The 26,635-nt window shown below is 73.0% G+C and carries 26 protein-coding genes and 1 pseudogene; 6 read left to right on the top strand and 21 right to left on the bottom strand.

What is annotated here, in order from left to right:
- Window positions 1-123: 123 nt before the first annotated feature.
- The 3 genes from QCZ28_RS22595 to QCZ28_RS22585 form a co-directional block, all read right to left on the bottom strand.
- Window positions 124-732 carry a bifunctional 4-hydroxy-2-oxoglutarate aldolase/2-dehydro-3-deoxy-phosphogluconate aldolase gene (locus QCZ28_RS22595; protein WP_279518522.1) on the bottom strand — a complete coding sequence of 203 codons (609 nt, stop codon included), beginning with the start codon at window positions 730-732 and terminating at the stop codon, window positions 124-126.
- Window positions 733-799: 67 nt separating this feature from the next.
- Complete coding sequence (locus tag QCZ28_RS22590) at window positions 800-1,825, bottom strand: sugar kinase (RefSeq protein ID WP_279518521.1); 1,026 nt, start codon at window positions 1,823-1,825, stop codon at window positions 800-802.
- A gap of 83 nt (window positions 1,826-1,908) precedes the next feature.
- A complete protein-coding gene (locus tag QCZ28_RS22585) occupies window positions 1,909-2,769 on the bottom strand; it encodes a S1 family peptidase (RefSeq protein ID WP_279518520.1) in 861 nt (286 codons plus the stop codon).
- A 171-nt stretch (window positions 2,770-2,940) separates the two neighbouring features.
- On the opposite strand from QCZ28_RS22585, the gene QCZ28_RS22580 reads away from it, so the two are divergent.
- Window positions 2,941-4,119 carry a low temperature requirement protein A gene (locus QCZ28_RS22580; RefSeq protein WP_279518519.1) on the top strand — a complete coding sequence of 393 codons (1,179 nt, stop codon included), beginning with the start codon at window positions 2,941-2,943 and terminating at the stop codon, window positions 4,117-4,119.
- Between the two features lie 10 nt (window positions 4,120-4,129).
- On the opposite strand, the gene QCZ28_RS22575 is transcribed toward QCZ28_RS22580, so the two are convergent.
- From QCZ28_RS22575 to QCZ28_RS22510, 14 genes are all read right to left on the bottom strand, one after another.
- On the bottom strand, window positions 4,130-4,702 hold the full coding sequence (locus tag QCZ28_RS22575; RefSeq protein ID WP_279518518.1) for a nucleosidase: 573 nt from the start codon (window positions 4,700-4,702) through the stop codon (window positions 4,130-4,132).
- A gap of 37 nt (window positions 4,703-4,739) precedes the next feature.
- Window positions 4,740-7,433: an Hsp70 family protein gene (locus QCZ28_RS22570; RefSeq protein WP_279518517.1), complete on the bottom strand. Its 2,694-nt coding sequence runs from the start codon at window positions 7,431-7,433 to the stop codon at window positions 4,740-4,742.
- Between the two features lie 211 nt (window positions 7,434-7,644).
- The gene (locus tag QCZ28_RS22565; protein WP_279518516.1) at window positions 7,645-8,196 is read right to left on the bottom strand and encodes a DinB family protein; all 552 of its coding nucleotides are present in this window, start codon (window positions 8,194-8,196) and stop codon (window positions 7,645-7,647) included.
- Window positions 8,197-8,282: 86 nt separating this feature from the next.
- Window positions 8,283-8,990, bottom strand: coding sequence for a dihydrofolate reductase family protein (locus QCZ28_RS22560; protein WP_279518515.1), 708 nt, complete (start codon window positions 8,988-8,990; stop codon window positions 8,283-8,285).
- Window positions 8,987-9,664, bottom strand: coding sequence for a GTP cyclohydrolase II (gene ribA, locus QCZ28_RS22555; protein WP_279518514.1), 678 nt, complete (start codon window positions 9,662-9,664; stop codon window positions 8,987-8,989). Before ribA ends, QCZ28_RS22560 begins: the two co-directional genes overlap by 4 nt.
- A gap of 59 nt (window positions 9,665-9,723) precedes the next feature.
- Window positions 9,724-10,662: a lysylphosphatidylglycerol synthase transmembrane domain-containing protein gene (locus tag QCZ28_RS22550; protein WP_279518513.1), complete on the bottom strand. Its 939-nt coding sequence runs from the start codon at window positions 10,660-10,662 to the stop codon at window positions 9,724-9,726.
- Window positions 10,663-10,729: 67 nt separating this feature from the next.
- Window positions 10,730-11,548: a class I SAM-dependent methyltransferase gene (locus QCZ28_RS22545; protein ID WP_279518512.1), complete on the bottom strand. Its 819-nt coding sequence runs from the start codon at window positions 11,546-11,548 to the stop codon at window positions 10,730-10,732.
- Window positions 11,545-12,591, bottom strand: a complete 1,047-nt coding sequence (locus QCZ28_RS22540; protein WP_279518511.1) for a glycosyltransferase family 4 protein — start codon at window positions 12,589-12,591, stop codon at window positions 11,545-11,547. Before QCZ28_RS22540 ends, QCZ28_RS22545 begins: the two co-directional genes overlap by 4 nt.
- Window positions 12,588-12,986 (bottom strand): 6-carboxytetrahydropterin synthase, encoded by a 399-nt coding sequence (locus QCZ28_RS22535; RefSeq protein ID WP_112623286.1) that lies wholly within the window; start codon window positions 12,984-12,986, stop codon window positions 12,588-12,590. Before QCZ28_RS22535 ends, QCZ28_RS22540 begins: the two co-directional genes overlap by 4 nt.
- 2 nt (window positions 12,987-12,988) lie before the next feature.
- Window positions 12,989-13,972: a dehydrogenase gene (locus QCZ28_RS22530; RefSeq protein ID WP_279518510.1), complete on the bottom strand. Its 984-nt coding sequence runs from the start codon at window positions 13,970-13,972 to the stop codon at window positions 12,989-12,991.
- A 149-nt stretch (window positions 13,973-14,121) separates the two neighbouring features.
- On the bottom strand, window positions 14,122-14,457 hold the full coding sequence (locus QCZ28_RS22525) for a DUF2804 family protein (RefSeq protein ID WP_279518509.1): 336 nt from the start codon (window positions 14,455-14,457) through the stop codon (window positions 14,122-14,124).
- Between the two features lie 9 nt (window positions 14,458-14,466).
- Entirely contained in the window at window positions 14,467-15,996 is a 1,530-nt protein-coding gene (locus QCZ28_RS34560) for a hypothetical protein (RefSeq protein WP_347815124.1), read from the bottom strand.
- A 9-nt stretch (window positions 15,997-16,005) separates the two neighbouring features.
- On the bottom strand, window positions 16,006-16,869 hold the full coding sequence (locus QCZ28_RS22515) for an alpha/beta hydrolase (RefSeq protein WP_279518508.1): 864 nt from the start codon (window positions 16,867-16,869) through the stop codon (window positions 16,006-16,008).
- 80 nt (window positions 16,870-16,949) lie between these two features.
- Window positions 16,950-17,546, bottom strand: a complete 597-nt coding sequence (locus tag QCZ28_RS22510; protein ID WP_279518507.1) for an XRE family transcriptional regulator — start codon at window positions 17,544-17,546, stop codon at window positions 16,950-16,952.
- 77 nt (window positions 17,547-17,623) lie between these two features.
- Between QCZ28_RS22510 and QCZ28_RS22505 the strand changes: the two genes are divergently transcribed.
- Together QCZ28_RS22505 and QCZ28_RS22500 are read left to right on the top strand one after the other, a co-directional pair.
- Window positions 17,624-19,198: an NAD(P)/FAD-dependent oxidoreductase gene (locus tag QCZ28_RS22505; RefSeq protein ID WP_279518506.1), complete on the top strand. Its 1,575-nt coding sequence runs from the start codon at window positions 17,624-17,626 to the stop codon at window positions 19,196-19,198.
- 267 nt (window positions 19,199-19,465) lie between these two features.
- Complete coding sequence (locus tag QCZ28_RS22500) at window positions 19,466-21,139, top strand: DivIVA domain-containing protein (RefSeq protein WP_279518505.1); 1,674 nt, start codon at window positions 19,466-19,468, stop codon at window positions 21,137-21,139.
- Window positions 21,140-21,223: 84 nt separating this feature from the next.
- On the opposite strand, the gene QCZ28_RS22495 is transcribed toward QCZ28_RS22500, so the two are convergent.
- A complete protein-coding gene (locus QCZ28_RS22495) occupies window positions 21,224-21,688 on the bottom strand; it encodes a hypothetical protein (RefSeq protein WP_279518504.1) in 465 nt (154 codons plus the stop codon).
- A 172-nt stretch (window positions 21,689-21,860) separates the two neighbouring features.
- Here QCZ28_RS22495 and QCZ28_RS22490 point away from each other — a divergent pair, with 172 nt between their 5' ends.
- Window positions 21,861-23,255: an FAD-dependent oxidoreductase gene (locus QCZ28_RS22490; RefSeq protein WP_279518503.1), complete on the top strand. Its 1,395-nt coding sequence runs from the start codon at window positions 21,861-21,863 to the stop codon at window positions 23,253-23,255.
- On the opposite strand, the pseudogene QCZ28_RS22485 reads toward QCZ28_RS22490, so the two are convergent.
- Together QCZ28_RS22485 and QCZ28_RS22480 are read right to left on the bottom strand one after the other, a co-directional pair.
- A pseudogene (locus QCZ28_RS22485) lies at window positions 23,247-23,495 on the bottom strand (hypothetical protein); the annotation flags it as partial. The gene QCZ28_RS22490 and the pseudogene QCZ28_RS22485 sit on opposite strands and share 9 nt — an antisense overlap.
- A gap of 74 nt (window positions 23,496-23,569) precedes the next feature.
- Window positions 23,570-23,830: a hypothetical protein gene (locus QCZ28_RS22480; RefSeq protein ID WP_279518502.1), complete on the bottom strand. Its 261-nt coding sequence runs from the start codon at window positions 23,828-23,830 to the stop codon at window positions 23,570-23,572.
- Window positions 23,831-24,079: 249 nt separating this feature from the next.
- Here QCZ28_RS22480 and QCZ28_RS22475 point away from each other — a divergent pair, with 249 nt between their 5' ends.
- Together QCZ28_RS22475 and QCZ28_RS22470 are read left to right on the top strand one after the other, a co-directional pair.
- Window positions 24,080-25,297 (top strand): helix-turn-helix transcriptional regulator, encoded by a 1,218-nt coding sequence (locus QCZ28_RS22475; RefSeq protein WP_279518501.1) that lies wholly within the window; start codon window positions 24,080-24,082, stop codon window positions 25,295-25,297.
- Window positions 25,298-25,306: 9 nt separating this feature from the next.
- Complete coding sequence (locus tag QCZ28_RS22470; protein WP_279518500.1) at window positions 25,307-25,843, top strand: GNAT family N-acetyltransferase; 537 nt, start codon at window positions 25,307-25,309, stop codon at window positions 25,841-25,843.
- Between the two features lie 18 nt (window positions 25,844-25,861).
- Here QCZ28_RS22470 and QCZ28_RS22465 read toward each other — a convergent pair whose 3' ends face one another.
- Window positions 25,862-26,629, bottom strand: coding sequence for a nucleotidyltransferase domain-containing protein (locus tag QCZ28_RS22465; RefSeq protein ID WP_279518499.1), 768 nt, complete (start codon window positions 26,627-26,629; stop codon window positions 25,862-25,864).
- Window positions 26,630-26,635: the final 6 nt, after the last annotated feature.

Below are 26,635 nucleotides of genomic sequence, written 5' to 3'. Positions count from 1 at the left end.
CCACGTCAGGTGAGTGCACGAGCAGTCCTCCCGGCCACGGCCGACAGATCCCGTTCAAGACCCGAAGTCAGTTAGAGGGCGGGTCAGACCGGACCGGGAGGACTCTCTCGTACATCCTCACTGTTAGGGGGTGGTGCGGGTCAGTTTGGCTAGGGCGTCCAGTTGGGTGGTGTCGGAGAGGGCGGAGCCGACGGCGACCACGCGGACGCCCGCCTGCAGGAACGGGCCGGCGTTGCCCGCGTCGAGGCCACCGGTGGCGACGAAACGCAACTGCGGCAACGGACCGGCCATGGCCTTGAACCAGGCCGGCCCGAGGGAGATCGCGGGGAACGCCTTGAGCCAGGTGAGCCCGTGCCGCAGTGCCTGCTGGGCCTCGGTGGGGGTGGCCACACCGGGCAGGTGCGGCAGGCCACGCGCGGCGGCGGCGTCGGCGACCGTGAGGTCCAGGCCGGGCGCGACGGTGAACCGGGCGCCCGCGTCGGCCGCCGCGGCGACCTGGTCGACGTCGAGCACGGTGCCGGCACCGACGATCCGGTCGCGTTCGGCCCCCGCCGCGACGGCGGCCCGCAGCGCCGGCACCGCGTCGGCGGTGGCCACCGGAACCTCCACCACGTCGATGCCGAGGTCCCAGGCCCGCTCGGCGAGCCGAACGGTCTCGGCGACCGGAAGGCCGCGCAGGATCGCCATCACCCGTGCGCCGCCGAAGATGTGGTCGAAGTCCGGTGTGGTCATGGTGCACTCCATCCGAGGTCGCGGTGACAGTGTTGCTGCTGGCCGGGACGCCACCCGGCGGCCCGGCTCAGGTCGTCGCCCCCAGGTCGGTCAGGTCGAGCGGCGCCCAGGCGTCGGCCGGGGCGTCGATCAGCTTCTCGAACCAGGCCCACGGCGGGACGGGGGCGTTGTCGGCGCTGCTGGTCAACGCCTGCGCCGCCATCAGGTGGCCGAGGCGCAACCGCCGCACGGGGTCGAGGCCGCGCAGCAGCCCGGCCAGGTAGCCGGCGGCGAAGGCGTCGCCGGCACCGACCGGCTCCACCACCGTCACCCGGGGAGCGGGCACGAAGACCGGGTCGGCGTCGCGGACCAGCGCGGTGGCGCCCACCGCGCCGTCCTTGACCACCACCGTCTCCGGTGCGGGCAGCAGCTCACGCACGGCCGTCGGGTCGGTGACGCCCCAGAGAGTCTCCGCCTCGTCCTGCCCGACGAAGACGAGGTCGCAGCGGTTGGCGAGGTCACGCAGCACCGGCGCGGCCTGCTCGGCGGACCACAGCCGGGCCCGGTGGTTGACGTCGAAGCTGACCCGTGCCGCCGGCAGCGGCCGGTCGGTCACCGCGTGCTCGACGAGCGCCCGGCAGGACGCGGACAGCGCCGGGGTGATCCCGGACAGGTGCAGCACCCGGGCACCGGCCAGCGCCGGGGCGGCCAGCGTGGCCGGGTCCATCCGGGTGGCCGCCGACCCGGCCCGGTAGTAGTGCACGGCGGTCCCCTGCGGGCCCGGGTCCTTGACGTACAGGCCGGTGGGGGCGGCCGGGTCCACGCAGACCTGGTCGACGCGGACGCCGGCGGCGGCGACGTGCCGCACGACAGCCCGACCGAAGGGGTCGTCGCCGACCCGGCTCACCCAGGTCGTCACGTGTCCCAGGCGGGCCAGGTAACCGGCCACGTTGGACTCGGCGCCGCCGACCGAGACGGCGACCCGCTCGGCGTGCTCCAGCGGCTCACCCGGCGCGGGGCAGAGCACCACCATCGTCTCCCCCACCGCGGCCACCTCCACCGAAGGGTAGCCGGCCGGCACACTCGCCTGGTCAGGTCGGGGGTCGGTCGGCATCGGGCACACGTCCTCGCGGCGGGGGTTCTGGGCGTCGCCGAGCCTAGGTGTCGCGCGCGGGACGGGCAAGCGGTGTCCCGCGGTCAGGGCAGCGTCAGCCCGTATGCCGCCAGCACCTCCGCGATCGGCTGGTAGTAGGTGGTGCCGCCGGCCGTGCAGTTGCCGCTGCCGCCGGAGAGGATGCCGAGGATGGTGCCGGTGGCGGCCACGTAGAGCGGTCCGCCGCTGTCCCCCGGCTCGGCGCAGATGTTGGTGCGGATCAGCCCGTAGATCACGCCGGTGGCGTAGTTGACGGTCTGGTTGAGACCGGTGACCGTGCCGCAGCGCACCCCGGTGGTGCTGCCGCTGCGGCACACCGCCTGACCGATGTACGCGGTGCCGGGGCCGTTGATGGTCAGCAGGCCGGGGTAGGTGTAGACGGCGCTCGGGTGGGCGATCCGAGCGGTGTAGCGGATCAGCCCGTAGTCGTTGGTGGGGTAACTGGTGGCGGTGCGGGTGCCGAGCACGGTGCTCTGGGCGCTGTCGGTGTACCACGTGGCGGCGGCCGCGGTGCAGTGCCCGGCGGTGATCACGTAGTAGGTGCTGCCGCTGCGCGCGTTCGCGCCGAGCGAGCAGCGCGCGCCGCCGCCGTAGATGCCCTGCCCGCCGGCGATCAGCGGACGCAGTGTTCCGGGTTCACGGCGCAGCAGCGCGCCGGCCCGGTCAGCCACCGCCCGCAGTGCGCGCAGGTCGCGGGGGGTCACGGTGTCGTCGACGGTGACTGTCATCCGGCCGGTGCCGGGGTCGAGGCCCCAGGCGGTGCCCGCGGTGCGTACCCCGCTCAGCAGGGCCACCGGGTCGGCGGTGGGCGCGGCGGCCCGGTCGGGAACGGCGGCCTGCGCCGCGCCGGGTGCGACGAGCAGCAGGATGGTCAGAGCGAGGGCGGCCAGCGGGGAGCGACGCATCCGAACCTCCGAAGAGATCGAGATTAATGGATGCAGTGCAGCATCGCGCGGCGCTCGGCACCGTGGCAAGCTCCGCCCGCCCTCTTCCCCGACCAGCGAGAATCACCGATCCGGGGGACGGCCCGTGTCAGGGCACCGATAATCCCCGGGAGACGCGGCAGGAGGCCAGGCATGACCACCGAAGGGAATGCGACGCTGGTACGCCGGCTGGACGGGTCGACCCGGGCCACGCTGCTGGAGCTGCTCTTCGACGTGGTCTTCGTGGCCTCGCTCGCGCTGACCTCGACCCTGCTCGCCGAACGCCACACCTGGTCGGCCGCCACGATGGTCCTGCTGATGCTGACCGCGATCTGGTGGACCTGGTCGGTCACCGCCACCACCACCGAGTTCTACGACCCGCAGCAGCGTCCCATCCAGGCCATCCTGATGGTCGCCATGGTCGGGTCGGTGGGGATGGGCGCGTCGCTGCCCAAGATCGCCAGCGGGCACGCACTGGTCTTCGCCGTCGCGTACGTCGGCACGCACGTGATCCGCGGCATCATCCTGATCACCAGCCTGCACCAACAGCGGCACCGGCTGGCCGAGATCCGCGCCGCCCGGTTCCTGTTCTGGTTCCTGGTGTCCGGCGTCTTCTGGATCGCCGGCGCGCTGTTCGACACGGTGAACTGGACCCTCTGGAGCATCGCCATCGCGATCGACCTGGTCTCCGCGGCGGCCCGCTACCCCACGCCCTGGCTGGGCCGGGTGCCCTTCGACCAGTACGAGCGGACCACCGCTCATCTGGGCGAGCGGTACCAGCAGTTCGTCATCCTGGCCCTCGGCGACATCATCCTGGTGCCCACCCTTCAGGTGAGTCGCGGGGAGTTCGCCGGTCTCCGGGTCGCTGCGCTGTTCTGCGCGTTCGCGGTCATGCTGCTGCTCTGGCAGATCTACGTCTTTCGCGCCGGCGAACTGCTGGAGGCCGGGGCGAGGGCGGGCCGCTCGGCGCGGGTGGCGCCGTACACCCATCTGGTGATGCTGGCCGGGGTGGTCGGCACGGCGGCCTCGTTCGACCTGGTCGTCGCCCGGCCGACCGGGACGACGCCGGTGGGATGGCTGCTACTGATCATGGGCGGCCCGGCCCTGTTCGTGATCGGCCGCGTCCTGTTCACCCTGCTGGTGTCCATGCTCGTGCCGTGGCGGCGAATGCTCTGTCTCACCCTGCCGCTGCTGACGCTGCCGTGGGCCGGCCGCTGGCCACCGCTGCTGGTCACCACGAGCGTGGCGCTCGGGCTGACGGTGCACATCCTGCTGCCCGGAGCCGCCCGGGAGACCACGCCGGGCCTGCGGGTGCGGCAACCCGACCACTGACCCGGCACGCTCAGCCGACGTGTCGCGCGGCCCACTCGGCGAGGTCGCGGGCGCACGCGTCCACCGACTCCTGCCAGGTCCGGGCCGCGCCCTCCCCCGCCTCGTCGCTGACCTGCTTGACCAGCCGACACGGCACACCGGCCTGCGCGGCGGCCCAGGCCACCGCGTACCCCTCCATGTCGACCAGGTCGGCGCGCTGCGCCAACCGGTCCCGCTGCCCGTCGTCGGCCACGAAGGTGTCACCGGTGGCCAGCACCGCGCCCTCGGCGCCCAGCGACAGCGGCGCCCCGTACGTCTCGCCGGTGAGCGTGCGCAGCAGCTCGGTGTCCAGGTCGTGCTGGAGGACGGTGGCGATCTCGTGGATGCCGGCCAACCCGGGACGCAACGCCCCGGCCGTACCCAGGTTGAGCAGCAGGGCCGGGCGCGGTCCGGCGGCCAGCACCGCGGCCACCGCGCTGGCGGCGTTCACCTTGCCCATGCCGGTGAGCAGGACCGGCAGCTCGGGCGGCAGGTAGCGGGCCTCCTCCCCGACGGCGAGCACCACCAACGGACGATCGGCGCGGACCGTACCTCGAAGATTCACCGGAGCATCGTACGAGCCGGCCGGTCAGGCGCTGACGTCAGTCGTCGGTGAAGCGGTACAGCACGAAGTCCTTCTCCGCGCCGCAGGCAATCAGGTGGGCGTTCCACGAGCAGGACGAGCTGCGGACATCCTTCAGCTCGCCCAACTCGTCGACCTTCCCGGACTCGGCCCACACGCCGGCCAGCACCCGGTTGGCCACCACCACGCTGGGCGCCTTGGCGAAGACCAGCAGGTTGCCCTCGTCGAGGCGGACCGCCACCCCGCCCCGGTCCCGCAGCACCGGCTTGCCGGCGGCGTCGAAGATGGTGACGCTCGGCTCCGGGGACTCCCGCTGGGCGAGCAGCTGCTCACCCAGCGGGACCAGGCCGGTCACGCCCGGCGCCGACCACTGGATCGCACGCTCACCCTCGGTGGCCGCCACCACCTCGGTGCGCGTGGCGTCACTGTTGGGCACCTGCACCAGGCAGGCCCGTCGCGGACCGCAGGCGACCAGCTCCGTCGGGCGGTACTCGTCGTTCCCGGACCGGTGCAGCACCACCGGTCCGGCGTCGGAACCCAGGTCGTACGCGAGCAGCTGGTAGCCGCCCTCGTTGGCAGCCACGTACAGGCGGTCCTCGTGGGCCACCACCAGGTCGTCGAGGTCGGCGACGCTGCCCCACTGGCGCAGCACCGCGCCGGATGCCATGTCGAGCAGCCGCACCGACCGGTCCGCGCCCACCTGCACGAGTCGCCGCCCCTTGCCCGTCCACGGGTCGCGGGGCGTGCCGTCCAGGAAGGCCGGTCCGCCCGCCGCCGCGTCGGTGCCCACCGGCCGGACCACGGTACGGCCACCGGCGTACCGGTCGCGGGGGTTGGCTCGGGTCCACTTCGTCGCGCCGTCGGTCAGGCGCAGGCCGACCAGTTCGTCAGCGGCCCGGTCGACCAGCACCGCCGTGTCGTCGGCGACGTAGACGTCGTCGTCGCCACGGAGAACGCGCTGCCAGCGCTGCTCGCCGGTCCGAGCGTCGAGGACGGCCATCGGTCGGGGGGTGCTGTCGCCGGGCGCGTCGGCGAGGACCACGACCGCGCCGGGGACGGCGATGACCGCCTCCCAGTCGCCGGCGCGCACGTCGGTCTGTTCGCGCCACACCTCGCGACCGTTGCCCGCGTCGACGGCCACCACCTCCAACCGGTCGTCCGGCAGCGGGAACGCGAGGTAGGCCCGATCGTCGAGCACCGCCGTCCACATGCCGGTCGGACGGTCGGCGCCGGCCGAGAGCCGGGAAAGTTCGCGCAGCGAGGCGAACTCCAGGTCCGGGTAGCGGTCCCGGGTCAGGTAGAGCGTCGCCGCGGTGGCCACCCCGGCCACCGCCAGCACCGCGCCGAGCACCACCCAGCGTGCCCGCCGCCAGCGGGTCCCGCCGCCGTTCGGGGTCGGGGTCGCGCCGGCCAGGCCCGGCCCGGGGGGCGGGCCCACCGGCGGGGTGGATCCCGGCCAGGGCTGCGACGGTACGACCGGCGCGGCGGGTGCTGCGACCGGGGCGGGCGGGCTCACCGGAGCTGGCGCGGGTGGGGCCACTGGTGGTCCCGCGTACGCCGGGGCGGGTAGTGGCTTGCGCAGGGGCAGGTCGGTCAGCGCACCCTCGGCCACCGGCAACTCGGGCTGGTCCAGCACCGTCGGCGCGATCCCCAGCTCGGCGTGCAGCATCCGGGCCACCAGCGGGATCCGCGACGACCCGCCCACGAGGAACAGCCCGGCGAGCTGGTCGGGGCGCAGACCTGCGGCGGCGATGACCTCCCGGGCCCGCTGCACCGCCCGCCGCAGCAGCGGCGTGGCCACCCGTTCGACGTCCGCCCGGGTCAGCTGGATCGGCTCGGCCACTCCCGGCACCGCGACCGGCGCGACAACGGACCGGGACAGGGTCTCCTTCGCGCCTCGTACCTCGTCCCAGAGCCGGATCTGGTCGCGGCGCTGCGCCGGATCCGCCGGTCGGGTGAGCCGGGCCCACTGCGCGGCGTGCCGTTCACCGACCAGCTCACCGACCCGCCGTACCAGCGCGGCGTCGAGGTCCAGGCCGCCCAGGTCGGGCAGGCCACCGTCGGCGACCACGCTGAAGCCGGAGTCGCCCCAGGGGTCCGCGCCCTCGTTGCGCAGCACCGCGACGTCGAGCGTCCCACCACCGAAGTCGAACACCGCGATGGCCCCGCCCACCGGCACCGGACGGTGCAGCACCTGCGTGTAGTAGCGGGCGGCGGCCACCGGCTCCCGCAGCAACCGGGTGCCCGGCGGGGTCGGCCCGGCGAGGGTGTGCTCGGCCGCCTGCGGCCAGCCCGCCCGCAGCAGCGCGTCGGCGAGGACCTGCCGCCGCGTCGCGTCCCAGGCGGCCGGGCAGGTGACCACGGCCGGGGGCAGGAAGCCCACCGCGCCCACCGCGGCCCGCCCGACCGCCGCCAGCACCGCGGCGAGCAGCTCGGCCGGCGGGTACGCGTTGTCGCCGAGCCGCACGGTCGGCTCGTCCACCCGACGCTTCGGGTTCGCCTCAAACCGGCCCGGGTCGGTCTGCGCCAACCGGCGGGCGTCCCAGCCGCTGTGCAGGGTGCCGTCCTGGTCGGCGTAGACGGCGGACGGACTGAGCGGTTGACCGTCCATCAGCAGCGGACGCGTCCGCCCGTCCGGCCAGCGCAGCACCGCGACCGTGTTGGACGTACCGAGGTCGACGCCGAGTGCGAAACCCTCGTGCTGGCCTGCCATTGCCCGATACCTCCGCCACGACGAGGGGAACTCGACCCCGCATCGTACGCAGCCCCCGCAGCGGTGCTGATCACTCGGTCAGTCACACTCGCAGCCGTCAGGACAATTGGCGACGGGTCGCACCTGTAGCCGGCACGCGGCTTCCACGTTGTGTTCAGTGATCGTCATCAGTCCGGGCACGCCCGCCACCCTAGCGACCAACATCCGAGAATCACTGTCGAGACACCTGATGGTCAGAGACCGGCTGTGCGGCACGCATCAGCCGGAGCTGGCCGATCTCCGCGACGTTCTTCATCAGCTCGGCGTTGACCCAACCGATCGTGTGCGTGACGGTGTGGTCGGTCCCGTCCGGCCAGGGGAACGTCGCGGTGCGGTCGAGGTCACGCTCGCCGAGCTGGTCGAGCAGACCCAGCCACTCGGTGCGCAGGCCACGCAGCCAGGCCACACTCGGCTCGCCCGGGCCGGGCCAGGCGACGGCCGTACGGTCGGGCGCGGGCACCCCCCGCAGATGGTGCATCGCCACGGTCCACCACCAGCCGACGTGCCAGGTGAGCCAACCGATCGTCGGCACCGGGACCGGGTCGGGTTCGGTGTCGGCCCAGTCCGGAACCCAGGTGCCGTCGACGCCCTGCCGCACCGACCAGCAGTGGGCGGCCGGCTCCCAGAGGGCGTCAGCGGCGTCGAGTCGCTCAAGGTGGTACTCGAACAGCGACCAGGTCAGGTCGAACTGCCAGCGCAGCAGGGCCAGCGGCGAAACGGACATCAGGGGATTCTGGCCGGGCATCGGCACCGCCGTCGACAGAATATCCACTCGACGGCTCGGGACAGAGCCCGGCGCGCAGGCCCCGATCAGTCGGCCGGGCAGCGCTCGGAGAGGGCGTAGCGGAGCAGGACCACGTCGCCGATCTGCCGGGCCTCGGCCAAACGGGCGCGGCGACCCGGATGCCAGGGGAAGCGACCCTCGCCGACGAACCGGGGCGCCCGGCCGTCGCCGACGAAGAACGGGGCAACCACCAGGTGCAGTTCGTCGGCGAGACCGGCGGCGAGGAACTGGGCGTGCACCGTCCCGCCGCCCTCCACCATCAACCGCCGCACACCCCGCGCGGCCAGGTCGGTCAGAAGCCACCCCGGGTCGACGGGCTCACCCGCGTCGATCACGGTGGCCAGCCGACCGACCCGTTCCCGGGTCTTCTCCAGCGCGCCGGTGGCGCAGTAGACGAGCCGCACCGGATCACCGGCGGTGAAGAAGCGCGCGGTCGGGTCGAGGTCACCCTGGGCGGTCAGGGTGACCTTGGTGGGCGAGGCCTGTCGACCGGCCGCGACCCGCTCGGCCCGACGGCTCGGGGAGCGCACCAGCAGCCGCGGGTCGTCGCGCCGGACGGTGCCGGCACCGACCAGGATGGCGTCGCAGCTGGCCCGGACCGCGTCGACGCGGTCCAGGTCCTCGTCGTTGGACAGCAGTAACCGCTGCTCGGTGGCGTCGTCGATGTACCCGTCGATGGAGGCGGCGCAACTCAGCAGCACGTACGGTCGCGTCGGCTCCGGCCGGCAACTCATCGGGGCTGCTCAGGAGCGCGACCCGCGAGCGCGTCCGCCGCCTCGATCTCCGCCGCCTTGGCCGCCTTCGCCGCCAGGTAGTCGGCGTTGGCCGGCGACAGGAAGACGCTGGTGAGGATCCGTTCGACCACGTCCACGCCCAGCCGGGTCAACTGGTCTTCCTTGTCCGGGTTGCTGCTGAGCAGTCGGACCCGCGGCACGCCCAACGTGGCCAGCATCTGCGCGGCGGCCGTGTAGTCCCGCTCGTCCTCGCCCCGGCCCAACGCGACGTTGGCCTGGTAGGTGTCCAACCCGGCGTCCTGCAACGCGTACGCGTCCAGTTTGGCGTACAGGCCGATGCCACGGCCCTCCTGGCGCAGGTAGAGCAGGAACCCACCGGTCTCGGCGATCCGCTGCACCGCCTCGCGCAGTTGCGGGCCGCAGTCGCAGCGTTCGCTGCCGAACACGTCGCCGGTCAGGCACTCGCTGTGCGGACGCACCAGCGGGGCCTCTCCCCCGACGGCGAGCCGGTCCAGGGCACCCGCCCAGTCGCCGAGGCCGAGGGCCAGGTGCTCCCTACCGTCCACCAGGCCCTTGAAGGTGAACACCCGGGCCGTCGTGGTGTAGCCGTCGGGAAACGCCAGCGGCACCGTGACCTGCGTGCGGATCGTGGCAACCGGCAATGCTTCGGGCATGGGACTCCTTCGTCCGGCGTCACCGTCATCCGGCGACGCGTACCGTCTCACCACCGACTTCAACAGCCGCCGCCGGAGGTGGCTTCCCGGGCGGCGACCGGAGTTCGACGCCGACGGGCCAGCAGCACGGCGGCACCGGGCAGGCTGGCCACCAGCACCAGTGCGCCGTAGACGGTGGCGGTGGCGACACCCTCGGCCGCGCTGAGACCGGCCGCGCCGAACACCCACGCCGCCACCCCCTCCCGTGGCCCGAAGCCGGCCACGTTCAACGGTAGGCCCATGGCGAGCAGGGCGAGCAGCGTCAGCGGCAACAGTCGGGACAGCGGGGCATCGGATCCGGCGGTGCGCGCCGCCACCAGGAAGGTGGCCAGGTGACCGGCGACCATCACCGCCGAGGCGACCAGCACACCGAACCAGGTGCGCCGCGCCAGCAGCCCTGACCGCACGTCCGCGACGGCGGTACGCAGCGCCGTGGCCCAGCGGGACCCGCCGCCGTTGGGCAGGACCCGGGCCGCCAGCACGACGGCCAGCCCGCCGGCGACGACGAGCGCGGCGGCGACCGGCAGGTACGGCCGCACCGGGGACGGGAAGGCCGCGAGCACCACCAGCGCGACGCCGACCAGGACCACCTGCCCAGCGGTACGCTCCCAGACCACCGCGCGGATGCCCCGGCTGACGTCACCAGCGTCGCGGCCGTGGCGCACCGCCCGGTGCACGTCGCCGAGCACCCCGCCGGGCAGGGTGGCGTTGAGGAACACCGCCCGGTAGCAGTGCGCCACCGCCGTCGCCAGTGGCAGGCGGACGCCGAGGCCGCCGGCGACCAGGCTCCACCGCCACGCCGCGCAGACCGTGGTGAGCACCCCGATGACCAGCGCCGCTGCCAACGCCGGCGCGTCGATCAGTCGTACTCCGGCGAGGAACGGGCCACTGCCCACCTGCCACAGCAGGACGGCGAGCAGACCCACCCCGCCGACCACTCGTGCCCAGGCCCAGAACATCCGCGCCGGCCCTCCCCTTTGAAGATCGTCCACTTGCCCTAGTCCACGTACCCAGGGCGTGAACGGTTCATCCACCGGCGAGGAGGTCGGTGTGGTCGACAACCACGGTGAGTCGGCCGGCGGCCGCGTCCGCCAGCCGACGACGGGCGTACGCCTGGGCGGGTCCGGCCAGGTCGGGGCGCTGCTCGCAGGCGGCCCCGAGCCAACCTCGCAACCACTCGGCGGCCAGGTCGGCCTGCTCCGGGCCGAGCCGCCACGGGCTGGGTCGTTCCCGCACGTCGACGCCGTGCCGGGCGAACGCGGCGACGGTGGCGGCGGCGGCATCCGGGCCGAGCAGCCGCCGGCCATCGACGGTACGCCGCTGGTGGTCGTTGAACGCGGCTTCGACCTCCTCGTCCAGCGGGTCGGTCGGGCTGAGCCGGACCCGCCCGGTCACCGAGATGGCGAACAGCGCGGGCCGGCCGACGCAGGCGGCCACCACCCGTTCGACGTCGTCCGCGGTGAGCATGTCCAGCAGCGCGGACGCGGTGACCAGTGACGCCTCGGCCAGGTCGGCGGCGGTCAGCCGGGTGAGGTCACCGCAGCTCGTGCGCACTGTCACCGGGGCGCCGTCGGCGGCTCGCACCCCGGTCATGCCCTCGGCGGCGCGGGCCAGCAGGTCGGCGTCCCGGTCGTGCAGCACCCAGTGCTGCGGCCCGGGCAGCCGGGCGGCCAGCCAACGACCCATCGAGCCGGTGCCGCTGCCCAGGTCGTGGATCACCGTCGGGGCGTTCCCGGTCGGCAGGGCGCGGACGGCGTCCAGCAGGTCCTCGGCGCGCGCCGCCGCGTCGGCCGGCTCCCGCAACCGCAGCCAGTCGGCGAACGGCAGGGTCTCCTCGGCGGTCATTCCGCCACCTCCTTCAGTACACCGGCCAGCAGCGCGACGGTCACCGGCCAGTCGGTCAGGGTGTCGCGCCGGGCGAGCGCCGCACGCCGTAGCCGGGCGCGCAGCGCGTCGTCGTCCAGCCAGCGGATCAGCGCGGCGGCCAACGCCGCCGGGTCGCCGGGCGGGACCAGCAGTCCCGGTCGGTCACCGTCGGGGGCGTGGCCGAGCGCCTCCGGCAGCCCGCCCACCTCGGTGGTCACCACCGGCAGGCCGCGGGCCAGCGCCTCGGTGACGACCATGCCGTACGTCTCGCCCCGCGACGGCAGCACCAGCAGGTCGGCGGCGGCGTACGCGTCGTCCAGCGCCGCGCCGGTCAGCGGGCCGGCCAGCCGCACCCGCTCGGTGAGACCCGCCCCGGTCAGCCGGTCGCGCAGCCGGTGCACGAGGTCCGGTTCCCGGGCCAGCGTCCCGGCACAGAGCATCGTCCACTGTCGTCCGACCAGCGTGGCCAACGCGTCGACCAGCACGTCGTACCCCTTGTGGTGGGTGACCGCCGCGACGCAGAGCAACCGGTCGCCGGTCGCGGAGCCGGCAGCCGGCGGCGCGGGCCGCACCCCGGGCGGCGCGGCCCGGATCCGCTCGGCGAGCCTCGGGTGCCGGGCCAGCAGGGCGCAGCGGGTCCACTCGCTGGTGGTGACGACGGCCCGGGCGGTGGCCAGCGCGCGGGCCTCCGGCTCGTCGTCGAGCGGCAGGTGCACCAGGACCACCAGACGCAGCCGGCGGGCGTGCGGGGCGAGCAGGTCCGGCACGGTCGAGGCGATCAGGCCGTCGAGCAGCACCACGGCGTCGTCGGGCGTGGCGGCGAGCAGCCCGGCCAGCGTCGCCCGGTCGGCCGGCCCGGGGTGCGGCCACGCGCCGGGCACCGGGTGCTCGTGGACCGACCAGCCCCGCTCGCCCAGCCCGGCGCAGATCCGCCGGTCGTAGCTGTTGCCGCCGCTGGGCGAGGCCGGGTCGTCGATGTCACCGGGCAGGACGACGTGCACCGCCCGGCCCGCATCGGTCACAGTGACCGCTCGTAGCTCGCCCAGGCGATGTGCGACTCGTGCAGGGTGACAGTGATGCCGGCCAGGTCGCGCGCTCCCGCGCCCAGCTCACCGGCGTGCACCCGCTCGACCAGTCGGTCCGCGACCGTGCGGGCCAGCACCTCCGTGGTGGTGTTCACCCCGGCGAAGGCCGCCTCGTCGTCGAGGTTGCGGTAGGTCAGCTCGCTCAGCACGGCCCGCAGCTGCTCGGTGGCCAGGCCGATGTCCACGACGATCCCGTCGGCGTCCAGGTCAGGCCGGCGGAACGTCGCGTCCACCACGAACGTCGCGCCGTGCAGGCGTTGGGCGGGCCCGAAGACCTCGCCTCGGAAACTGTGGGCGATCATCATGTGGTCTCGAACGGTCACGCTGAACACGGTCACTCCCCGTCGTCGTAGGTGATGAGGTGGCAGAGGGCGGGCAGGTCACCCGAGCTGAGTCGGGCGAGCACGTCGGGCAGTTCCGCGAACCGGGACGCGCCGGTGATCAACGCGTCGAAGGCCGGGTCGTCGAGCAGGTCCAGGGCGAGCGCCAGGCGGTCGGCGTAGCTGCGCCGCCCCCGTCGGGCGGGTGCCACCATGCCGACCTGGCTGCTGCGGACGGTGAGTCGGCCGGAGTGGAACGCGCCGCCCAGCGACACCTGCACGGGGCGGTCGCCGTACCAGCTCAACTCGATGACCGTGCCCTCCGGTGCGAGCAGGTCCAGCGACTGTTGCAGGCCGGCGGCGGTGGCGCTGGCGTGCACGACCAGGTCGCGGTCAGCGCGGGCGTCGGCCGGGTTGGCGAAGTCGACGCCGAGCGCCCCGGCCACACCGGCCCGGCGCGCGTCGGTGTCGACCAGTTCGACCTGCACGCCGGGGAACCGGGCGAGCAGCGCCGCGACGCAGCAGCCCACCATGCCGGCGCCGATCACGGTGACCCGGTCACCGACCAGGGGCGCGGCGTCCCACAGCGCGTTGACGGCTGTCTCCACGGTGCCGGCGAGCACCGCCCGGGCGGCCGGCACCCCCTCCGGCACGGGCACCACGGCGGTGGCGGGCACGACGTACGCGCTCTGATGCGGGTGCAGGCAGAAGACCGTCCGCCCGAGCAGCTCCGGCGGGCCCTGTTCGACCACGCCGACGCTGAGGTAGCCGTACTTCACCGGGCCGGGGAAGTCACCCTCCTGAAAGGGCGCGCGCATCGCGGCGTGCTGGTCGGCGGGCACCCGACCGCTGAAGACCAGTGTCTCGGTGCCCCGGCTGACCCCGGAGTACCGGGCCCGGACCAGCACCTCGTCGGGGCCGGGGGCGGTCAGCGACACCGGCCGGATCTCGGCCGCGCCGGGTTCGCGCACCCAGCAGGCGTACGCCTCGCGGATCACCGTCGCGCACCTCACCTCTTGTTCTGGGCCGAACGGCCAGGCTTCCGTGCCCCGGTCGGGGTCGTCGATCATAAACACGGAGGCGAGGTGTCCACAGTTCGAAGCACTGCCGTGCGCTGACGCGGTGTGCGCGTGCTGGCGGCGAACCGCTACCAGCGGTTGCGTGCCTCCTCGGCCCAACCGACGAGCCCGTCGAGGCTCACCGTCGTTGCGTCGTCCGTCTTCGCCCAGCCGGAGAAGTGCCCGAAACACTGGTGCGTCTCGTTCGCGACGACACCCAGGTTGGTGCGGGACACCTTCTCGTGGAACGGCTGGAACTCGACCTCGACCCGGTCGCCGCTGATCCGCCAGGGGCGCAACCAGTCCGCCCGGTCGTAGGTCCAGCGCAGTTCCTCGCCGATCTTGTGCAGGCGGCCGTCGACGAAGAGGCCGTTCTCGGTGACCCCGGTGCCGTCGGTCCATTGACCGCCGAGCTGGTGCCGCAACCGTCTCGGTCACCGCCAGACCCTGTCCGCGATGTCGTAGACCATCGTGCGGTCGACCTGCTTCGGAAGCGACTGGCCGAGCCGCCACGACCCGGACGTGGCGTGCAGCTCGACGGTCACCGAGCCCCGCGTCGCGGGGCCCAGCTCGCCGACCCAATGCCGGTTCTCTTCGATCAGCCGCTCCACGGTCTCGACGTCGGGCGCCGTCACCTCCACCACGGTGGTGTCGACAAGCGCCGAGCCGACCAGCAAGACCAGGAGCCGGCGCAGGAGCGCCGCAGGCACTGCGGGGTCCGTCGTTTCGATCGCCACGTAGCAGTCGTCATGCCCGGAGAACAACAGGCGTGAGCCGGCCAGCGCGGGAAGGACCGGCTGGTTGTACGTGGCCGTTCCGATGGTCACCACCATTTCCTCGATGCGCTCGGCGGAGGGCGTGGCTGGCACGTCGACAAAGGTCAGCTCGAAGGGGTACCAACCGGCCAGGAACCGGGGCAGCTGCTCCCGTGGTATCAGCAGGGCCTCTTCGCTGAGGCCGACGACGCCAGCCGCCAGCGCGCGGACCTCATGCACCTCGAAGCTGACGCCCTGTTCGGCCGCGATCCGTGACGGCCGCCACTGCTGATACTCCTCGTCCAGGAAGCTGTTGGTCTCCACGCCGACAACCATGATGGTGTCGTTCCCGGCGAGCATCAGCACATCGGCCAGCTCGGCGGCCTGCGCCGCAGTCGCATTCACCATCCAGGAGCCGCCTGTCTCGCGAACACTGAAGCTCAACGGGAAGGGCGCACCGGCCAGTCCCACGCTGTTCACGGAGAACGCGCCATGAGGTTCGACCTGGACCGTGGCGCCGTCGCGCGTGCCGTCCCCGGCGATCGGATAGCCGATCGCGGCGATGTCGGAACGCAGATCGGCGACGCTGAGCTGCGGATTCAGGGCCCGCGTCACACGGTCGGTGAGCGGCCGATGGGCAACGATGTGCTCGACCGCCGCCCGGTCCACCGTCATCTCGTAGTAGTCGACGGCGAATTCGACGAAGCGGTCGACGATGTCGTCGAGCAGGATGTCGAGCATGCCGGACCCATCCGGGCCGCTGTCGTCGTACGGTCGGTGCAGTGGTGGGAAGGTGATGCCGTCACCGGCGTGCCAGCGGTCGTCCTCCACCAGCCGCCACAGCACGGTGGTCGCCACGAGTCGACCGTCCTCGTCGCAGAAGGCGGGTTCCGTCAGCTGAGAACGCAGAACCTCCGGGACGCCGTCGACCAGACCGGGCCACAGCTCGTAATCCGGATGACGGTACGGCGACATCGCCGATTCATGGTCGAAGAGCCGGATGAAGGCGCCGTCGGGGGTGAACACGACGGCCCACTCGTCGCCGCTGCCATTGCTCATCAGCGCCGCCTCGTCCGTGCCCCAGGTCGAGGTGTAGGCGTAGTAGGGGTCCCCGCCGTCGATGATGCGCTCGAGTACGGCCAAGGCCTTGCAGCGCTGGCGCAGCCGGTCGATGTCGGGGAGTTTGGCGGCGACGTCGTAGGCGGTCACCGGGTCACCCTACGGAGGCGGCAGCACCCCGGTGTGGGGGGCGAGGACTCGGGTGAAGAACACCAGGGTGTCGCGGATCAGCGGCTCCAGCGGCACCCCGACGAAACAGTGGTCGGCGCCCCGCACCACCGACAACTCGACCTCGGCACCGGCCGCAGTCAACGCCGCGGCGAGTTCCTCGCTCTGCCCCACCGGTACGACCAGGTCCTCCTCGCCGTGCACCAGCAGCATGGGCGGGGCGTGGCCGGTGACGTAGGTGATCGGACTGGCTGCCCGGCCCAGCTCGGGGTTGCCGGCCAACGGGGCGCCGATCAGCAGCGACTCGGGCGAGTCGGCGGCGTCGTGGTCGATCGTCCCGGCCGGGTGGGCCTGTGACTGAATGCTCAGCAGGTTGGACGGCGCGTACCAGCAGACCGCCGCCTGGACGCGGGTGTCGTCCTGGTCGTCCCCGGTCAGCGCGAGCATCGAGGCGAGATGTCCGCCGGCCGATTCGCCCCAGACCCCGATCCGCTCGTGGTCCACGCCCAACGTGTCGCCGTGTCGGCGCAGCCAGCGGACTGCCGCCGTGACGTCGTCGAGTTGGGCGGGGAAGTGCGCCTCGCCGCTGAGCCGGTACTGCGCGGAGGCGACCGCGAAACCGGCCCGGATGGCGGCGGTGAAGGGATCCACCTCCATGAGCCACTCCGGTGGCTGCTTGGGCGAGCCGAACAGCCACGCGCCACCGTGGATCCACACCAGGACCGGGACCGGTTGGCGGGCCGCCACGGGCACGACCAGGTCCAACGTGAGCGGGCGGAAGCCCGGGACCTCGTTGACGACGATGTCACGGTGCTCGATCCGGTCGCTCCGGGGCCGGGATGCCGCGTCGGTCATCGCGCCATCTTCGCACCGACGGTCCGTGTTGTCGGGCGTCCCGGTCGCGGCGACGCCCGACAACACGCGACCCGCGTTGGTCACTGCTGTTTGTCCGGGCTGGCGGGACGGGCGCGGACGTGGATCCGCTCCCCCTGCGGCCCGAACAGGCTGAGGGCTTCGGCGGTGCCCGGGCCGGGGTTGTAGAAGAGGTGCGGGATGTGGGTGTCGAACTCGGCCACCTCGCCGGGGGTGAGCGTCAGATCACGGTCACCGAGCAGCAGCCGAATCCGGCCGGAGAGCACGTAGAGCCACTCGTACCCCTCGTGGACCTGCGGGATCCGGCCTCCGGCGGACGGGTCCGGCGGGAAGATCTGCTTGAACGCCTGCACACCGCCCGGCCGGCGGGTCAGCGGCAGGTACGTCACGCCGTGCCGGACGATCGGTTTGGGGCGCACCCGGGGGTCGCCGGTGGCCGGGGCGTCGACCAGTTCGTCCAGCGCCACCTGATAGGCCCGGGCCAGCGGGAGCAGCAGTTCAAGCGTCGGTCGACGGCTCCCGGACTCCAGCCGGGACAGGGTGCTCACCGAGATGCCGGTCAGGTCGGCGAGCTGGGTGAGCGTGGTCCCGCGTCGGTGACGCAGGGCACGCAGCCGGGGGCCGACGGCCGCCAGCGCGGCACTGTCCTCGTTTGCCATAACAGCAAGGATAGTTGCCGCCGGGCTGGCGGCGGCGGATGGTGGGGACAGCCGACAGAACACGAGGGGGACAAGCGGTGGACGAGACATACGACGTGGTGGTGGTGGGCGGCGGCGCTGCCGGGCTCAACGGCGCCCTGGCGCTGAGCCGGGCCCGACGGTCGGTGCTGGTCATCGACTCCGGGGAGCCGCGCAACGCGCCCGCCGACCGGATACACAACTACCTGGGTCGGGAGGGAACGCCGCCCGGTGAGCTGCTCGCGGTCGGGCGGGCCGAGGTGGCCGGGTACGGCGGGCAGTTCCGCACCGGGCGGGTGCGCAGCGCCACCCGGGACGACGACGGGTTCCAGCTCAGCCTCGACGACGGCGAGCCGGTGCGCGCCCGGCGGCTGCTGGTGACCACCGGGCTGACCGACGAACTGCCCGACGTGCCCGCCCTGGCGCAGCGGTGGGGTCGCGACGTGCTGCACTGCCCGTACTGCCACGGCTGGGAGGTGCGGGACCGTCGCATCGGCATCCTGGCGACCGGGCCCCTGGCCGTGCACCAGGCGGAGATGTGGCGACAGTGGAGCTCCTCCGTGCTGCTCCTGCTCAACGACACCCCGGCACCGGACGCGGAGACCGCCGAACGGCTCGCCGCCCGCAGCATCACGGTGGTGCCGGGCCCGGTCGCCGAGGTGGAGGTGACCGACGACGCGCTGACCGGGGTACGGCTCGCCGGCGGACGGGTGGTGGCGCTCGACGCGATCGTGGTGGCGACGCGACTGACCCCCCGCGCCGACCTGCTGGTGGGGCTGGGCCTGGCCCCGGAGGAGGTGACGATGGGCGAGCATGTCATCGGTGCCCAGATCCCGGCCGACCCCACCGGCGCGACCACCGTCCCCGGTGTCTGGGTGGCGGGCAACGTGGCCGACCTCCGGGGACAGGTGATCACGTCCGCCGGGGCCGGGTTGACCGCCGCGGCGGCGATCAACGCCGATCTCATCGCCGAGGAGACCCGCGACGCCGTGGCCGCGTACCGGCAGTTGGTGGCCACGACGTTCGAGGAGCCGGCGTGGGAGGAGCGCTACCAGTCCCGACCCTCGGTGTGGAGTGGCCGGCCGAATCCGCAGTTGGTCGCCGAGGTCACCGACCTGACCCCGGGGCGGGCGCTGGACGTGGGTAGCGGCGAGGGCGCCGACGCGGTGTGGCTGGCCACGCGTGGCTGGCAGGTGACGGCGGTGGACATCTCCAGCACGGCACTGAGCCGGGCGTCCGCGAACGCCGAGGCCGCCGGCGTCGGTGACCGGATCGAGTTCACCCACGTCGACCTGCGGGACAAGCCGCCCGCCGAGCAGGCGTACGACCTGGTGTCCGCGCAGTTCATGCACCTGCCCCGGCAGCAGCGGCGGGAGTTGTTCGCCCGGTTGGCCGCGGCGGTGGCACCGGGCGGCGTCCTGCTGCTCGTCGGCCACCACCCGTCCGACCTGTGGGGGGCGGCGCACCGGATGCACATGCCGGACGCGATGTACACCGCGCAGGAGGTGGCCGCCGATCTGGACCCGACCGACTGGGAGGTGCTGACGGCGGAGGAACGCGCCCGTCTCGCCACCAACCCCGACGGCGAGGACGTCACCCACCACGACGCGGTCCTGGTCGCCCGCCGATGCTGACCCGCACCGAGCCGTCGCCCCGCGTCCGTACGTCGACCTGCGTCGATCATGGACTTTCCCCGGATGACAAAGGTGGTGGAGCAGCACCTTTCCGGCACTACGAGTCCGTGACCGGCGCGGGAACGGGGGAACGCGGGGCGACAACGTGAGAGGGGGTGGGGCAGGACTTCGCATGAGGTCCGCTCGGCGGTAGCGTTGCGCCACACTGACGGCCCGTGGGGCAGGCGACCGCCGACCCTGACGCCCCGATCGTACGGAGGATGGTGCATGTCCATCGGCGCTGAGCCGCACGCAGCACGCGACGATGCGGCCTCCCGGCCGAGCTTCGAGCTCGCCCTGCGCGGATACGACAAACGCCAGGTGGACCGGCACCTGGAGCAGCTCGACAGTCAGATCGCGATGTTGAGCCGCGAGCATGGACAGTCCGCCGTCCGGGTCCGTGAGTTGACCGCCGAGGTGCAGCGGCTGCGTGCCGAACTGGCCGAGCTTCAGGAGCAGCCCGTGCAGGTGGACCGCGCCTCGTTCCACGACCTCGGCCCGATGGTCGGCGAGATCATGGCACTCGCCGAGAAGCAAGCCGGGATGATCACCGAGTCGGCCACCGACCGGGCGAACGAACTGCGCAGCGAAGCTGAGCGGATCCTCGCCGACACCCGTGAGCGGTCCGCGCAGGCACGTCAGGACCTGGCCGAGGAGCTGGCCGCCCGGCGGACCGAGCAGGAGCAGGCGTACGAGGAGCGGCGCACCCTTGCCGAGGCCGAGTTGACGGCGATCCGCGAGCACGCCGAGCAGTTGCGGGCCGACGGTGAGGCCGCGCACGAGCGCGCCCAGCACGAGGCCAAGCGGATCACCGAGCAGAGCGCGCAGCAGCTCAACCAGACCCGGGTGGCCGCCGACGCGCTGATGAAGTCGGCCCGTACCCAGATCCAGCAGGAACTGCAGTCGGCCCGCGCCAAGAACCAGCAGGAGATGGCCCAGTGGCAGGCCAACGTGGAGCGAGAGGTCAACGAACGGCGTACCGCCGCCGAGCAGGACATCGCCGAACAGCAGGCCGCCGCTGAGCAGGAGCTGGCCGAGCAGCGCAGCGCGACCGAGCAGCAGATCGCCGCGCTGCTGGCCGAGGCGCAGCAGCACGTGACCGAGCTGCGCAACCGCGCCGACGAGCAGGCCGCCAGCCAGCAGCAGCAGCTCGCCGCCCTGCAGAAGGAGCTTGACGAGCGGCGGCAGGAGGCCGCGGAGCTGCACGCCGAGCTGGACACCGGCCGACAGCAGCTCGCCGAGATCCGCCAGGAGGGCGAGGCGCTGGAGAACGAGCTGTCCCGGATGCAGCAGCGGCTCAGTGAGGTCCGCCGGGACCTCACCGCCGAGAACGCCCGCCTGGACGAGGCCCGCCGGGCCGGGGACTCCGCCGAGCGGCACGCCAAGGAGGTCCGCGCCCGCGTGCAGCGGGAGGCCAAGCGGGTGGCCGACCTCGCCGCCGCCGCGGTCATGGCCGCGGCAGCCGGCGGTACGGAGACCGCGGAGTACCCGATGGTGGGTTCCCGCTCCGGCGCCGATCGGCCCGCAGCCGAGCGGACCGGCGTCGAGCAGCTCACCGTCGATCGCGTCGGCGTCGACCGGCACGCCACGGAGCGAGCGCCGGTGGCCGACGCCGACGCCGATCGCGCCCCGTCCGACCGCTCCCCTGTCGACAGTGGCCCCGCCGACCACGCCCCGGCCGAGCAGGTGGACGACGACCCGGCCGAGCAGGTGAACGGCGAGCACGGTGGCGCGGCGGCGGTGGCGGACGAGCCGGCGGCGCCGGACGCTACGGCTGCCCGTGAGGTGAGCGCTGACGCCGAGCCGATCTTCCCCCGGCACATCGGCACCGACGCGCCGACGCCCGTGCCGTTCCTGGCCTTCGGGCAGCCGGTCAGTGAGAACGGCGCCGCCCGCCACTGACCTCAGCAGCGGTTGCACCCGGGCCCGGAGCACCTCCGCACGGGCCCGGGCCGACCGCCCGGTCGTCGTTCACCGCTGAGCGACTCAAGAAGGAGGCTGAGCTGACCGAGTGAGGTACCTCCGCAACTCGGCGGCCTCCTCGTCGGTGAGGACGGGTGCGAAGTCGAGGTGCTCACCGGGGTAGACGGCGGTGCCGGAACCGGCCACCGTGACGAACCAGGCGCCCTCGTGGCCGAACCAGCGCGCCTGGCCGGCCCGACCGAGGGATTCCGCGTCGGTGGGGTCGTCGGTGGAGACGATGCGCACCCACTGCCCGTCGTGCCCGTACGGCGGCTGAGGGATCACCACGTCCAGGCGGGCCTCGGCGATCTGGTCCACCGGTACGCCGAACAGGCGGGCCGCACCCTGGCGTGCCACCGTGCGCACCTCCCGCAGGCTGCCGGTGGCACCGGCCAGCGTCTCCCCGTCAGGTCCTTCGACCAGCACCGCGTACGACCGGTCCGGCTCATGGCGGACCCGGGCACGGAACTGCGGCGGGATGTCAGGCATCCACCGATGATCCCTCACCGGGCCCGCCGCGTGGGTCCTCGGCACCTGATCAGGGTCCGGGTGGATTCTGCGCGGAACCGGATCGCCGCGCCCGACGGAGCTGGCAGGCTGGGCTGGCCGCCGTGCACCAGCGGTGGCCGCCGGCCTGGCCGGTGACCGAGAGGAGCGCCGGGTGACCGACCAACCGGAGGAGTTCGACCTGCTCGTCGTCGGTGGCGGCAAGGCCGGGAAGACGTTGGGCATGGACGTCGCCCGATCCGGGCAGCGGGTAGCCATGGTCGAGCGCGGCATGATCGGCGGCAGCTGCATCAACGTCGCCTGCATCCCGACCAAGGCGTTGGTGACCAGCGCGCGGGCCGCCCGCCAACTGCGGGACGCGTCGGCGCTCGGCCTCACTGTCGACGGCGGCCGGGTCGACGTGGACCTCTTGCGCGCGCACAAGCAGGACGTGGTCGAGGGGATGGTCGCCGCCAACCGGCAGCAGTTCCTGGACTCCGGCCTGCACCTGGTGATCGGCGAGGCCCGGTTCGTCGGCCCACGGACCGTCCGGGTGGCCCTCGCCGACGGCGGCGAGCGGCTGCTGCGCGGCGCCGACGTCGTGATCAACACGGGGACCCGCCCGCATCTGCCGTCGGTGCCCGGGATGGCCGAGGCCGGGGTGCTCACCAGCGACGAGCTGCTGCGCCTGGATCGGCTGTCGGCCCGGCTGGTGGTGCTCGGCGGCGGGACCGTCGGGGTGGAGTTCGCGCAGATGTTCGCGTCGTTCGGCAGCGCGGTGACGCTGGTCGAGGGCGGTCCACGGCTGCTCACCCGGGAGGATCCCGACGTGAGCGACGCGGTGATGCGCGTCTTCCTCGACGACGGCATCGACGTCCGGGTGGGTGTGGCGGTCGCGCGGGTCGACCGGGACCCCGACGGCGCGTTGCGGGTGACGCTGGACGACGGCGGCGTGGTGATCGGGGACGACGTGCTGGTGGCGGCCGGCCGGGAACCGGTCACCGACGGGCTCGGCCTGGACGTGGCCGGCGTACGGCTCAGCGAACGGGGCTTCGTGGAGGTCGACGAACACCTGCGCACCAGCGCCGAGCACACCTGGGCGGCCGGAGACGTCGCCGGCAGCCCACAGTTCACCCACGTCTCGTTGGACGACTACCGGATCATCAGGGCGAACCTCGCGGGCGGCCAGCGCAGCACCACCGATCGGCTGATCCCGTACACCGTCTTCACCACCCCGGAGCTGGCCCGGGTCGGGCTGACCGAGACCGAGGCGCGCCGCGCCGGGTACGACGTCCAGGTCGCCCACCTGCCGGTCGCCGCCATCCCGCGGGCCCGCACCCTGCGTCAGACCCGGGGCATGTGGAAGGCGGTCATCGACACCGGCACCGACCGGATCCTCGGCGCGGCGCTGCTCGGCCCCGAGGCCGGCGAGGTGATCACCTCCGTGCAGCTGGCCATGCTCGCCGCGATGCCGTGGACCGCCCTGCGCGACGCGGTCATCACCCACCCGACCATGACCGAGGGTCTCAACCTGCTGTTCGCCTCGCTGGAGTCCCGCCCGGTCCGCTGAGCGTCGTGCGGTTCGCCGACCCCAGGCCACGAAGCGGTCGTACAACTCCCGAGCACCGGGTCCGTCGTGGGGGTTGAGGTGGTAGAGATCCTGGGCGGCCTCAGAGAACATGCCCGCCAGGTAGATGGTCAGCCCCGAGGGGTCGTCGTCGAACTCCGCCGTGAGCAGCAGCCTTGCGTCGGGGCAGGGCCACTGCTGGCCGTCCGCCCGGCAACGCCACATCGGGCGCAGCGGAGTGTGCGCCTCGCCGTCGCGCATCGGATGGCCCGCGAGTCCGTGCCGCCCTGTCTCGACCCGGAAGGGCCGAATTGTGCTCACCGCTGGCCGGACAGGTTCAGGCGGATCGCTGAGGCGAGCACGTGGTGCTCGAAGCAGGCTCCGGTGCCACATTCCGGGGGATCTTGGCGTCGGCACACATGCCCTGTCACCCACACCTGGCCGCTGATCGCCCCTGGACGGATGGCCACGACGATCACCACCTCGTCCCGTCGAGCGAGCACGGTGGGTTCGCAGAACCACTCCCCGGCCAGTAGGAAAAGCTTGGTTCCGGCGGGAACCGTCACGTCGACGTCCACGGCCGGCGCTCTCCCAGTCCAGTTCATGACGTTTACCCCCAAGGGTTTTGCGTGGTGGCCCACAGAGCGAGATTTCGGCGGGCCACCACAACCAGCGGCTACGACAGGCCACGCCCGTCCGGCAGCGACCCGCCGCGCCCTTTCGTGCCGCCCGAGATCGACCGACTTGGGTAGCGTGGCCGCTACGCTGAGGGGTGTGGCAGCCGTGAGCAGTGGGCCCACACGGGAGCCCACACGCCGGAGGGCGAGATGGACGGTTTCGGGGACACGCTCAGGCAGCACCGCAAAGCCGCCGGCTGGTCGCTGCGAAAGTTCGCCGAGCTGACCGCGTACGACTTCGGCTACCTCGGGCAGATTGAGCGCGGCGACCGCCCCGCCAACGCAGCTGTGGTGGCCGCTTACGACCGCGCGTTGTCTGCTGGTGGCGCATTGGAGGTGGCGTACGGGAGTAGGCAGGCTGGCGACAAGGACGTGCGCAGACGATCGGTCCTCCAGGCGATGGGCGCGCTCGCGGCGGCACCCGCAGTAGACCGGCTCGCGGGTTGGGAGGCCCTGCGGCAAGGGCTCAGCGCCGCCGTCGATGTCGACTTCGATGAGTGGGCCCAGATAGTCGCGGACCACGGGCGCGGCTACTACTCCCGACCACGCGACCAACTGTTGGCCCAACTGGGGCGGGACCTGACCGTGTTGCAGCACCAGATCGCCGCGGACGACGGGCAGCAACGCCCATTGCTGCTACGCGTCGCCAGCCGCCTGTCGGTCATCGTGGCGCTCAGCTTGAACGCGTGCGGACAGACTGTGTTGGCCGGCAGATGGCGGGCCAGCGCGCACCGGATTGCTGACGGGTCGGGTGACGCCGACACGCGGGTGCTCACCCGGGCGTGGGACGTGGTGAACGGCTGCTACGACGGGCGGACACCGACCACGGTGATAGCGCTGGCCGACGACATGCTGCCGTTGCTCGGCGGCAGGCCTTCGGCGGCCACGTGTGGGCTGCTCGCGGGCCGGGCGCAGGCACTCTCGCTTGCCGGTCGACACGCCGAGGCCGTGGCCTCGGTACGGGCCCTCGCCGACCAGGTGGAGGCTCTTCCCGCCACGGTGACCGTCGATGTGGAGTCGCTGTGGGGGTGGCCAGAGCACCGGCTGCGGCACACCGAGTCGTGGGTGTACGCCCACGCCGGTGACCAGCGCGCTGCCGAGACTGCACAGCAGCGTGCCCTGGAGCTGTACCCGCCGTCGCAGCAGCGGCTACGCACGCAGGTGCAGCTGCACCAGGCGGCGGCGTTGTGCCGCAACGGGCACATCCCCGACGGGTTGCGCCTCGCGGCGGATCTACTCGATCAACTGCCCGCTGAACAGCACAACGAACTCGTGCGTGCGGTCGCCCGGCAGGTTGCCGCCGCCGTTCCCGAGGCCGAACGACACCGGCCGGTCTACGGCGAACTGGTGGAACGGGTACGCGTCTAGCATCCGGGCATGGCCTTGATCTACACCACCAGCCACGGCCAGGACGCGGCTCCCTTCTTCGGCCCGCTGGTCGACCTGTACGAGTGTGTGTACGCCGAGCCGCCGTACGAGGAAGGCCCCGATCAGGTGGCCCGTTTCCGTGACTGTCTGCCTGGCGAGGCCGACCGGCTCGGTTTCACCCTGGTCACTGTCGCGGTGGACTCGTCGCTGGTAGGTGCCGCCTACGGCTGGACCATGCCAACCGGCGATTGGTGGACCCGGGCCGACGCTGATCCGCCCGCCGAGATTCGTGCCGTGGCGAAGCTGGCTGTCATGGAGTGGATCGTCCACCCTCATCACCGCGGCGAGGGCGTCGGCGCGGAGTTGATGCGTCGGCTGCTCGCCGACCGCCCGGAGCGCTATGCCACTCTCGCCTCGGATCCCCGTTCCCGGGCCCGACAGGTGTACGCGCGCAACGGGTGGCGGCAGGTCGGCACATCAGTCCTGCCGTGGGGCCCGCCCATGGCACTCCTCGTCCTCGACCTTGGATCGGAGCCGGTTGACTGAGCGCCGCGACGCGCAGCGCTACCCGGCGATCTCGTCGCGTACCCGTTGCTGGAAGGCGCGGGCCTGTGCCCCGGTGGGCGGCGGCCCGCCGTGCCGCGCGGCGACCGCCTGCCGGATGACCTCGGCCGGGTCGCCGGCGTCGATCAGCCGCTGACCGGCCGCTGTCTTGGCGAGCCAGCTGCCGTCGCGGTGGCGCACCAGCGATCGGCAGGCGCCGAGCACGGCGTCCTCGGTGCCGGGTGCGGGCTGGTCGGCCGGCGGTGCGGGTAGGGCGAGCCACCAGGTCAGCGCCTCGATGAGCAGCCGGCGCAGGTCCGCCGGGGCGAGGTCGGCGAAGACCTCCCCCGCTGGCGGCCCGAGCAGCGCGAGTCCGCTCTGGTGCAGGATGCTGCGGTCGAGGCCGTACCAGAACCGGCCGTCGACGACCGGGCGGTCGGCGGGGTCGAGGGTGCGGCGGAACGGCATGTCGGCCCCGGTGTTCAGTTCGACCTCGAAGCCGGGCTCGGGGGTGCCGGAGGCGGCCACCGCCCGGTCGTAGCAGACGAGTTCCAGCCCACGCGCCGGGCAGGGCAGCGCCTCGTGCCGCAGCCGGGCGACCAGCGCCTGCTTGGCGTCGGTGCTGAGCGGCCCGGCGCTGAGCAGCGCCACGTCCACGTCACTGCGGCCGGGCTGGTACGCCCCGAGCCCGACCGAGCCGGCGGCGTACGCGCCGACCAGGTCGGTGCCGAGCACGTCCCGGGCGGCGGTGACCAGGTCGTCGAGGTAGCGCTGAAGATCGGAGTGCACGGGCCA

This window comes from Micromonospora sp. DH14 (assembly GCF_029809455.1).
Lineage (GTDB): Bacteria > Actinomycetota > Actinomycetes > Mycobacteriales > Micromonosporaceae > Micromonospora > Micromonospora parva.
This window is presented reverse-complemented; position numbering and strand designations above follow the sequence as displayed.

Bases quoted from the DNA above. Each gene is read 5' to 3' on its own strand.
- QCZ28_RS22500 (WP_279518505.1), top strand. From the start codon at position 19,466: ATGTCCATCGGCGCTGAGCCGCACGCAGCACGCGACGATGCGGCCTCC.
- QCZ28_RS22550 (WP_279518513.1), bottom strand. From the start codon at position 10,662: ATGTTCTGGGCCTGGGCACGAGTGGTCGGCGGGGTGGGTCTGCTCGCC.
- QCZ28_RS22470 (WP_279518500.1), top strand. From the start codon at position 25,307: ATGGCCTTGATCTACACCACCAGCCACGGCCAGGACGCGGCTCCCTTC.
- QCZ28_RS22565 (WP_279518516.1), bottom strand. From the start codon at position 8,196: ATGTCCGTTTCGCCGCTGGCCCTGCTGCGCTGGCAGTTCGACCTGACC.
- QCZ28_RS22560 (WP_279518515.1), bottom strand. From the start codon at position 8,990: ATGAGTTGCCGGCCGGAGCCGACGCGACCGTACGTGCTGCTGAGTTGC.
- QCZ28_RS22515 (WP_279518508.1), bottom strand. From the start codon at position 16,869: ATGACCGACGCGGCATCCCGGCCCCGGAGCGACCGGATCGAGCACCGT.
- QCZ28_RS22545 (WP_279518512.1), bottom strand. From the start codon at position 11,548: ATGACCGCCGAGGAGACCCTGCCGTTCGCCGACTGGCTGCGGTTGCGG.
- ribA (WP_279518514.1), bottom strand. From the start codon at position 9,664: ATGCCCGAAGCATTGCCGGTTGCCACGATCCGCACGCAGGTCACGGTG.
- QCZ28_RS22580 (WP_279518519.1), top strand. From the start codon at position 2,941: ATGACCACCGAAGGGAATGCGACGCTGGTACGCCGGCTGGACGGGTCG.
- QCZ28_RS22590 (WP_279518521.1), bottom strand. From the start codon at position 1,825: ATGCCGACCGACCCCCGACCTGACCAGGCGAGTGTGCCGGCCGGCTAC.
- QCZ28_RS22475 (WP_279518501.1), top strand. From the start codon at position 24,080: ATGGACGGTTTCGGGGACACGCTCAGGCAGCACCGCAAAGCCGCCGGC.
- QCZ28_RS22570 (WP_279518517.1), bottom strand. From the start codon at position 7,433: ATGGCAGGCCAGCACGAGGGTTTCGCACTCGGCGTCGACCTCGGTACG.
- QCZ28_RS22585 (WP_279518520.1), bottom strand. From the start codon at position 2,769: ATGCGTCGCTCCCCGCTGGCCGCCCTCGCTCTGACCATCCTGCTGCTC.
- QCZ28_RS22495 (WP_279518504.1), bottom strand. From the start codon at position 21,688: ATGCCTGACATCCCGCCGCAGTTCCGTGCCCGGGTCCGCCATGAGCCG.
- QCZ28_RS22510 (WP_279518507.1), bottom strand. From the start codon at position 17,546: ATGGCAAACGAGGACAGTGCCGCGCTGGCGGCCGTCGGCCCCCGGCTG.
- QCZ28_RS22595 (WP_279518522.1), bottom strand. From the start codon at position 732: ATGACCACACCGGACTTCGACCACATCTTCGGCGGCGCACGGGTGATG.